Source organism: Parasynechococcus sp. (assembly GCF_042954245.1).
GTDB lineage: Bacteria > Cyanobacteriota > Cyanobacteriia > PCC-6307 > Cyanobiaceae > Parasynechococcus.
Window position 1 is genome coordinate 1 of the sequence record NZ_JBGKDP010000211.1, and the last position, 8,418, is coordinate 8,418.

8 protein-coding genes and 1 pseudogene are annotated in these 8,418 nt (G+C 61.7%); 6 read left to right on the forward strand and 3 right to left on the reverse strand.

Annotation, left to right across the window (positions count from 1 at the left end):
* Window positions 1-1,075 (forward strand): magnesium transporter (gene mgtE / locus ACGVJ8_RS09520; RefSeq protein ID WP_392347550.1); only part of this gene is annotated, 1,075 nt, incomplete at its 5' end.
* Between the two features lie 54 nt (window positions 1,076-1,129).
* Window positions 1,130-2,137, forward strand: a complete 1,008-nt coding sequence (locus tag ACGVJ8_RS09525) for an RpoD/SigA family RNA polymerase sigma factor (protein WP_392347552.1) — start codon at window positions 1,130-1,132, stop codon at window positions 2,135-2,137.
* Here ACGVJ8_RS09525 and ACGVJ8_RS09530 read toward each other — a convergent pair.
* Window positions 2,122-2,985 carry an alpha/beta fold hydrolase gene (locus ACGVJ8_RS09530; protein ID WP_392347564.1) on the reverse strand — a complete coding sequence of 288 codons (864 nt, stop codon included), beginning with the start codon at window positions 2,983-2,985 and terminating at the stop codon, window positions 2,122-2,124. The two genes, ACGVJ8_RS09525 and ACGVJ8_RS09530, sit on opposite strands and share 16 nt — an antisense overlap.
* A gap of 150 nt (window positions 2,986-3,135) precedes the next feature.
* On the opposite strand from ACGVJ8_RS09530, the gene mutT reads away from it, so the two are divergent.
* Together mutT and ACGVJ8_RS09540 are read left to right on the forward strand one after the other, a co-directional pair.
* Window positions 3,136-4,263 carry an 8-oxo-dGTP diphosphatase MutT gene (mutT, locus tag ACGVJ8_RS09535; RefSeq protein ID WP_392347554.1) on the forward strand — a complete coding sequence of 376 codons (1,128 nt, stop codon included), beginning with the start codon at window positions 3,136-3,138 and terminating at the stop codon, window positions 4,261-4,263.
* Between the two features lie 21 nt (window positions 4,264-4,284).
* Window positions 4,285-5,153, forward strand: a pseudogene (locus ACGVJ8_RS09540) (carbohydrate kinase).
* Here the strand turns inward: ACGVJ8_RS09540 and tsaE are convergent.
* On the reverse strand, window positions 5,120-5,617 hold the full coding sequence (tsaE, locus tag ACGVJ8_RS09545) for a tRNA (adenosine(37)-N6)-threonylcarbamoyltransferase complex ATPase subunit type 1 TsaE (RefSeq protein ID WP_392347556.1): 498 nt from the start codon (window positions 5,615-5,617) through the stop codon (window positions 5,120-5,122). The pseudogene ACGVJ8_RS09540 and the gene tsaE overlap by 34 nt on opposite strands.
* Before the next feature lie 24 nt (window positions 5,618-5,641).
* Here tsaE and ahcY point away from each other — a divergent pair, with 24 nt between their 5' ends.
* Complete coding sequence (ahcY, locus tag ACGVJ8_RS09550; protein WP_392347558.1) at window positions 5,642-7,072, forward strand: adenosylhomocysteinase; 1,431 nt, start codon at window positions 5,642-5,644, stop codon at window positions 7,070-7,072.
* 71 nt (window positions 7,073-7,143) lie between these two features.
* A complete protein-coding gene (locus ACGVJ8_RS09555) occupies window positions 7,144-7,803 on the forward strand; it encodes a DedA family protein (RefSeq protein WP_392347560.1) in 660 nt (219 codons plus the stop codon).
* 33 nt (window positions 7,804-7,836) lie between these two features.
* On the opposite strand, the gene ACGVJ8_RS09560 is transcribed toward ACGVJ8_RS09555, so the two are convergent.
* Window positions 7,837-8,214 (reverse strand): single-stranded DNA-binding protein, encoded by a 378-nt coding sequence (locus tag ACGVJ8_RS09560; RefSeq protein WP_392347562.1) that lies wholly within the window; start codon window positions 8,212-8,214, stop codon window positions 7,837-7,839.
* Window positions 8,215-8,418: the final 204 nt, after the last annotated feature.

The window sequence follows — 8,418 nt, forward strand, 5'->3', positions numbered from 1 at the left end:
GCTCAGCCCGGATGAACGTCAGGTGACGGCACGTCTGCTGGGTTACCGCTCGGAGACGGCCGGTCGTCTGATGACGACCGAGTACATCGCCTTCAAGGAAAACCAGACGGCTGCGGTGGCGTTGGAGATCGTGCGGCGGCGTGCCCGCGATACCGAGACAATTTATTCCTTGTATGTGACTGATGCCGAGCGACGCCTCACCGGCATCCTGTCGCTTCGGGATCTGGTCACAGCAGACCCCCAGGCCCGCATCGGTGATGTGATGACCGAGGAGGTGCTCAGCGTCAGCACCGATACCGATCAGGAGAAGGTGGCCCGCACGATCCAGCGCTACGACTTTCTCGCCGTTCCCGTGGTGGATTTGGAACAACGATTGGTGGGCATCGTCACCGTGGATGACGTGATCGATGTGATCGAGCAGGAGGCCACCCGTGATCTCTACGCCGCCGGCGCGGTGCAGGCCGGCGATGACGACGACTACTTCAGCAGCAACCTGTTCACCGTTGCTCGCCGCCGCGTGGTGTGGCTGGCGGTGCTGGTGCTGGCTAGCTTTTTCACTTCAGAGGTGATCGCCGCCAATGAAGACGTGCTGCAGCAGGTGGTGTTGCTGGCGGCGTTCATTCCCTTGCTTGGTGGCACCGGCGGCAACGTGGGGGCCCAGAGCTCCACGGTGGTGATTCGTGGTTTAAGCACCCAGAGCATCTCCAGCCTTGGCCCTTTTAGAGCGATTGGCCGCGAAGCCATGGCAGGGGCGTTGCTGGGGGTGTTGATGATGATGCTGGTTGTTCCCTTCGCTTGGTGGAGAGGGGAAAGCGCTTTGGTGGGCCTCTCTGTGGGGATGAGCTTGCTGGCGATCACCACCCTGGCTGCTACGGCGGGCGCAGCGTTTCCGTTGCTGTTTGACCGCATGGGTCTGGATCCAGCATTGATGTCCACCCCCTTCATCACCACCTGCACGGATGTGGCGGGTACGCTGATCTACCTGAAGACGGCGGGGTGGCTGCTGGTGCACCTGCCGCAACTGGTGCAGGCCACAGGTATTTCTACTCATTTCTTCGCCCTGGGCGTTTTCTGAGAGTCTGTTTACGTTTCTTAGGAGTACTCTTCACATAACTCAAAGAAGCACTCCATGGCTCCGGCTACGACCGCTGCTTCCAAGCCCAAAACTGCTGCGAGGGCAGCGAAAACCGTCACGGCTGACGTCGATCTGGTTCGTTCCTATCTGCGCGACATCGGCCGCGTTCCCCTGCTCACCCACGAGCAGGAGATCACCCTGGGACGCCAGGTGCAGGAGTTGATGTACCTGGAGTCTCTCGAGTCTGAGCTGGAGAGCAAGGCCGGTGAGAAGCCCAGCCGCGATCAGCTGGCCAAGGCCTCGGGGCTGTCGTCCATGCAGCTCAAACGCAAGCTGCAGCACGGCCGTCGTGCCAAGGAGCGCATGGTGGCGGCCAACCTCCGGTTAGTGGTGAGTGTGGCCAAGAAATACACCAAGCGAAATATGGAGCTCCTGGATTTGATCCAGGAAGGCACCATCGGCTTGGTGCGTGGGGTGGAGAAGTTTGATCCCACCCGCGGCTATAAATTTTCCACCTACGCCTATTGGTGGATTCGGCAGGGCATCACCCGGGCCATCGCTGAGAAGAGCCGCACCATTCGGCTGCCGATTCACATCACGGAGATGTTGAACAAGCTCAAGAAGGGTCAGCGGGAGCTGAGCCAGGAGCTGGGACGCACCCCCACCGTCACCGAGTTGGCTGAATTTGTTGAGTTGCCGGAGGATGACGTTAAAGATTTGATGTGCCGCGCCCGGCAGCCGGTGAGCCTGGAGATGAAAGTCGGCGATGGCGACGACACCGAACTATTGGAGTTGCTCTCTGGTGATGGGGATCTGCCCAGTGACCAGGTGGAAGAGGATTGCCTGAAGGGCGACCTGCGCAGCCTTCTGGGGCAGCTGCCCCATCTGCAAGAGCAGGTGCTGCGCATGCGTTACGGCATGGATGGAGAAGATCCGATGAGCCTGACCGGCATCGGTCGGATCCTGGGCATGAGCCGCGACCGTGTTCGCAATCTAGAGCGGGATGGTCTGGTCGGCCTGCGCCGGGTGAGCGATCAAGTGGAGGCCTATGTCGCCTGCTGAGTTAATCTTGTGTTAATCAGCCGTTGGAGCACCGGGTTGACTTCACCCGGTGCCTCGTCGTGGGGGCAGTGGCCAGCGTTGTGAATCACTGAGAGGGATTGAACGCAGTTCAGCGTCTGGGCCCAGCGCTTGGCTTCTGCGATTGGCTCCCAGGGATCCTGCTCACCCCAGATCAGATCCACGGGGATCGACAGCTCCTCCATCAACTGGGGGGCGAGATAGTCGTCGAACAGGTTGATGAAGCCGCGGAAGGCTTCTGCGGCTCCAGGGCGTTGCGTGGGTTGGAACAGCAGATTCACGAGGTCGTCGTTGATGTTGGCGCCGCTGGGGTAGGCCTGTTTCAACACGCTGCGGATCACGCCGGGACGGGCGGCATTGTGGAACAGTCCGGTGCTGAGCCAGCGCTGCCGCACCATCGTTTTCAGCAGCGGTCGGATCCAGGTCATCCAGGCTGGTTGCGTGACCAGCTGCTTGTCATCCATTAACCGTTGGGCGCAGTCGATCAGCACCACACCCCGGCAGTGTTCCCCCAGCAGTTGCGCTGCCCGTAGGGCAACGACCCCGCCGATGGAGTTGCCTACCAACAGCACGGGCCGTTGCACCACCGCGTCGCAGAAGTCAGCCACCTGGTGGCCCCAGAGATCAAAGCCGTAATGAACGGCATCAGCTGTGATTGCTTCGTCTTTCAAGCGGGCTCGGGGTTGATCACTGTGCCCAAAACCGAGCAGATTGATGGCATAGGTGGGTGCTTGCTTGGCCAATACCGGTTGGTTGAAGCGCCAGTGGCTGGTGTTGGCTCCGAAGCCATGGATCAGCAGCACGGCTTCTTTGGCATTGGCATCGCCCATCAGGCTCCAGCCAATTGATCGTTCGTTCCAGCTCCAGAGGTTGTTGCTCGGGCTCACGCCTTGGCTTGCTGCGCTGGTGCATCCTGGCGAGCGAAGCACTTGGATGGACGGTTGTTGCTCGAGCCCTGTTCTGACACCAATCGCGAACCCATGGCCGCGTTGACCGAGGCCGATGCTGTTGTTTTATCGACAGCCTTGCTGGCCTGGTGGGAGCGCCATGGCCGCGGCGGACTCCCCTGGAAGCAGTTGCCTGGTGGCGTGCGTCCAGCGCTGGATCATCATCTCGATCCCTACGGCATCTGGATTGCTGAGGTGATGCTGCAGCAGACCCAGTTGGCCGTGGCGCTCCCCTATTGGATGCGTTGGATGGAGGCATTTCCAACTGTGGAAGCGTTGGCCGCGGCGTCCCTGGATGAGGTGCGGCTGCAGTGGCAGGGCCTCGGCTATTACTCACGGGCCCGCCGGCTGCATGAGGCAGCGCAGCGCTTGGTGGGAAGGACTTGGCCCCGCACGTTGGAGGAGTGGATGGCGTTGCCGGGCATCGGTCGCACCACCGCCGGCAGCATTCTCTCCAGTGCCTTCAATGCACCGTTGCCGATCCTGGATGGCAACGTCAAACGGGTGCTGGCGCGATTGATGGCCCATCCGCGCTCGCCGGCCCGCGATGACGCTTTGTTCTGGTGCTGGAGCGAGGCCCTACTCGATCCGGTTCGGCCACGGGATACCAACCAGGCGTTGATGGATCTGGGGGCCACGCTTTGCACCCCCCGCCAACCGGACTGCCACCGCTGCCCCTGGCAATCCCACTGCGCTGCTTACGCTGCCGGCGATCCCCGCCGCTGGCCCGTGACCGACGCCCCCAAGCCCTTGCCCTTCCAGGTGATTGGTGTTGGGGTCGTGCTCAACGCGGCGGGGGAGGTGTTGATTGACCAGCGCCTAGAGGAAGGCTTGCTGGGAGGAATGTGGGAGTTCCCTGGAGGCAAACAAGAACAAGGCGAAACGATCGAAATCTGCATTGCCCGCGAGTTGAAGGAGGAGCTCGGCATTGCGGTGACGGTCGGTGCTGAGCTGATCACCGTTGATCACGCCTACAGCCACAAGAAGCTGCGCTTCGTGGTGCATCTCTGCGACTGGATATCCGGGGAGCCGCAGCCCCTTGCCAGTCAGCAGGTGCGTTGGGTGCGCCCAAATGACTTGGGGAATTACGCCTTTCCGGCCGCCAATGCTCGAATCATTGATGCGTTGCTTGGCAGGTTGGAAAGCTCTGCCCACCCTTAGGGAAGGTCCTGATGCGGTCGGATGGCGCTTGGTTCCGTTGTCGTCTGTCTCGGTGAAGCCCTGATTGATCGGCTGGGGCCGCCTGGAGGTGATCCGGAGCTGGATCGGCCGGTGGACGACCGTCTGGGAGGAGCGCCAGCGAATGTGGCCTGTGGATTGGCCCGCTTGGGGACCCCCGTGGCCTTTGCCGGTCGACTGGGGCAAGACGCCATCGGCGAGGCCTTTTCCAGGTTGTTTGCTGAGCGTGGTGTCGACACCGAGCTCCTGCAGCGGGATGCCGAGCGTCCCAGTCGAATCGTGCTGGTCCGCCGTTCGCTGGAGGGTGAACGGCAGTTTCAGGGTTTTGACGGAGATCAAGCGGCCGGCTTTGCCGACCAGGCTCTCGAGCCGGCTGCGTTGCCTCAGGCCCGATGGTTGCTGATTGGCACCCTTCCGTTGGCAGCACCAACGTCGGCTTCGGCTTTGTTGTCGTCCGTGCGCCAGGCCCGGAGCCAAGGAACGGCGATTGCCCTCGATGTGAATTGGCGCCCCACATTTGGGATGTCACCGCTGATCCCGCGGCCGGACCGTCCGCAGCAGCGAAGGCTGCAATTCAACCGCTTCTGGACCAGGCGGCTTTGATCAAGTTGGCGCGGGAGGAAGCACTTTGGTTCTTCAACACCGACGATCCCGGCGCGATGCACCAGGCCTTGCGCCAGCGACCCGATGTGGTGGACACCACCGGTGCCGGCGATGCCTTCACAGCCGGGCTGTTGCACCGGTGGGCCGCCCCCCCTGAGCGCATCCGTTTTGCTGCCGCCTGTGGTGCCTTGGTCTGCGGCGGGACCGGTGGCATTGATCCGCAGCCGACGCAGGCTCAGGTGGAGGCCTTTCTGGGAGAGGTGAGCTGAGCCAGCCGGCCCTCGGCCTGGTGACGCAGCTCGAGCTGCCAGGCTTCCGGCAGCTCGAGGCCAAGACGTTCCGGCCACTCCACGGCCATCAGTGCCCCAGCCGCGCGCGCCTCTTCTTCTTCTTGCAGAAACAGTTCATCGGCAGAGGCCGGATGCTCCAGGCGATAGAGATCGAGATGCACCAGCTGCGGTGTTCCCTGGGGGTAGTGCTGCGCCAAAGCAAAGGTGGGGCTGGTGATCGGCTCGGTGATCCCAAGGCCTTCGGCCAGGCCCTGCACCAGCGATGTTTTGCCGGCCCCCAGGGGCCCGCTGAGTAGAAGAATGGCTCCCCGTGGAAGTTCGCGAGCGAGGGATCGGCCTAGGCCCTGTGTCGTCTCAAGGGTCTCAAGAGCCCAAACATGCCCTGTAGAGTCCGGTTCAAGCGAGCCCGAAGCCTCGGCGTCTCTGCAGAGATTTAACTCCACATTTCATTAGGAAGCACCGAAACCATGGTGGCAGCGCCCGCGTCCCCGGCTGAGCTCAAGCTCGGCGTCGATTCCGTCATTGCCGATATCAATCAGGCCGATTTCGGCCGTAAGGAGCTCGACATTGCCGAGACCGAGATGCCCGGTCTGATGGCGCTGCGCGAGAAGTACGGCAGCGAGAAGCCCCTTAAGGGCGCCCGCATCGCTGGCTCCCTGCACATGACGATTCAGACCGCGGTTCTGATCGAGACCCTGGTGGAGCTCGGGGCAGAAGTGCGCTGGGCCTCCTGCAACATCTTCTCCACGCAGGACCACGCCGCTGCGGCCATCGCCGCCCAGGGCATCCCCGTGTTTGCCGTCAAAGGTGAAACCCTGGAGGAGTACTGGGACTACACCCACCGCATCCTCGAGTGGGGTGACGGCGGCTCCCCCAACATGATCCTGGACGACGGTGGCGATGCCACTGGTCTGGTGATGCTCGGCAGCAAGGCCGAGCAGGACATCACGGTCCTGGACAACCCTGGCAATGAAGAGGAGACTTTCCTGTTCGCTTCGATCAAGAAAAAGCTGGCCCAGGACCCCAGCTTCTATTCCCGCACCAAGGCTCAGATCCAGGGTGTGACCGAGGAGACCACCACAGGTGTGGCACGTCTGTACAAGATGCAGAAGAGCGGTGAACTGCCCTTCCCCGCCATCAACGTCAACGACTCGGTCACCAAGAGCAAGTTCGACAACCTCTACGGCTGTCGCGAATCGCTGGTGGACAGCATCAAGCGTGCCACCGACGTGATGGTGGCGGGCAAGCAGGCCCTGGTAATCGGCTACGGCGATGTGGGGAAGGGTTCGGCCCAGTCCCTGCGTAGTCTGAGTGCCACCGTCTGCATTGCTGAAGTTGATCCGATCTGCGCCATGCAGGCCGCCATGGAGGGCTACCGCGTGGTTCGTCTCGAAGACGTGGTTGAAGATATGGACATCTTCGTCACCGCCACCGGCAACTACCAGGTGATCCGCAACGAGCACCTGGTGAAGATGAAGGACGAGGCCATCGTCTGCAACATCGGCCACTTCGATAACGAGATCGATGTCGCTTCCCTCAAGGCGTACGAGTGGGAGAACATCAAGCCGCAGGTCGACCACATCACCCTGCCCAGCGGCAACAGGATCATCCTTCTGGCGGAAGGCCGGCTGGTGAACCTGGGCTGCGCCACCGGCCACCCCAGTTTTGTGATGAGCAACTCCTTCACTAACCAGGTGTTGGCTCAGATCGAGCTGTTCACCAAGGGCGACGAGTACGCCAAAGAGGTGTATGTGCTGCCCAAGCACCTCGACGAGATGGTGGCCCGCCTTCACCTCGGCCGCATCGGTGCCAAGCTCACCGAGCTCAGCAAGGATCAGGCCGACTACATCAACGTTCCCGTGGAAGGCCCCTACAAGCCCGACCACTACCGCTACTGATCACGATCTTGCGGATCGGAATCTGATTGTCACGGCCCCATGGAAGACTTGCGCCATCAAGAGCAGTCTCCATGGGGCTTTCTGATCTGATCACACAGCTGCCGGAGTTGATCGGCCAGGCGGTGGAGGCGAACCAGTGGTTGGGTTACACCGCGATTTTTGCGGCGATGTTTATCGAGAATCTGTTCCCGCCAATCCCCTCCGAGCTGATCATGCCCCTCGGGGGTTTCTATGTGCAGCAGGGTCAGCTGGATCTGGTGCCCGTGGTGCTGGTCGGTTTGCTGGGCACGGTGCTCGGTGCCCTGCCCTGGTACGGGATCGGACGGTTGATGAACGAGGAACGGATCGAAGCTCGGTTGCAACGTCACGGTCGCTGGATTGGCATCAGTGCCGATGAGTTGGCCCGCAGCCGCCGCTGGTTCAGCCACTACGGCACCGCCTTGGTGTTTTGGGGACGTCTGGTGCCTGGCATTCGCACGTTGATCTCAGTGCCCGCCGGCATTGAAATGATGCCGATGGCGCCGTTCCTGGTCTGGACCACCGCTGGCAGCTTGATCTGGACGGCCCTGCTCACGGTGGCCGGCATGGTTCTCGGAGAGGGCTACAGCAACGTTGAGCTCTGGATTGACCCTGTTTCCAAGGCAGTGAAGGTGTTGCTGGTGGTGGCGGTGCTGGCGGGTTCGATCTGGTTGGGTCTGCGCATCTGGCGCCGGCGTCAGGCGTCCGACTGAGCACCGGCGCGAGGGTTTCCCTGGGAAGGAGGCTCAGAAGGGGATATCCTCATCGGAGGCCTGGCCGCCAAAGCTGCCGGCGCCCTCTTGATTGTCCCGTTTCGAACCAAGCAGTTCTAGACGATCCACGCGGACGACTGGCTTGCTGCGTTCTTCACCGCTGGCCCGGTCGGTCCATCGGTCCAGCTTGAAGCTGCCAATGATGCCTAGAAGGGATCCTTTTTTCACGTAGTCCGCTGCGACCTGGGCCTGCTTGCCCCAGATTTCGAGGTTGAACCAGTCGGGTTCGTCCTCGCGGCTGCGACGGTTCACCGCCATGGTGAGGTTGGCCACCATGCTGCCGGACTCGAAGTAACGCACTTCGGGATCGCGGCCGGCACGGCCGACGAGGGTGACGGAATTAACGCCCATAGACAATTCATCTCCTGAATTTCGATTCATGATGCGGCACCGGTTGGATGACTGCTTTTCAGGAGTTCCACCCAAGCCGCTGGGTGTAACAGGCAACGGCCGAGAACGCCCCTATGATCCGGCGGACTTGACTGCGGTGCCTGTGTTCTTTCGTCGTTTCCAGCTGTCGCGCGACATCGGCATCGACCTGGGCACCGCCAACAC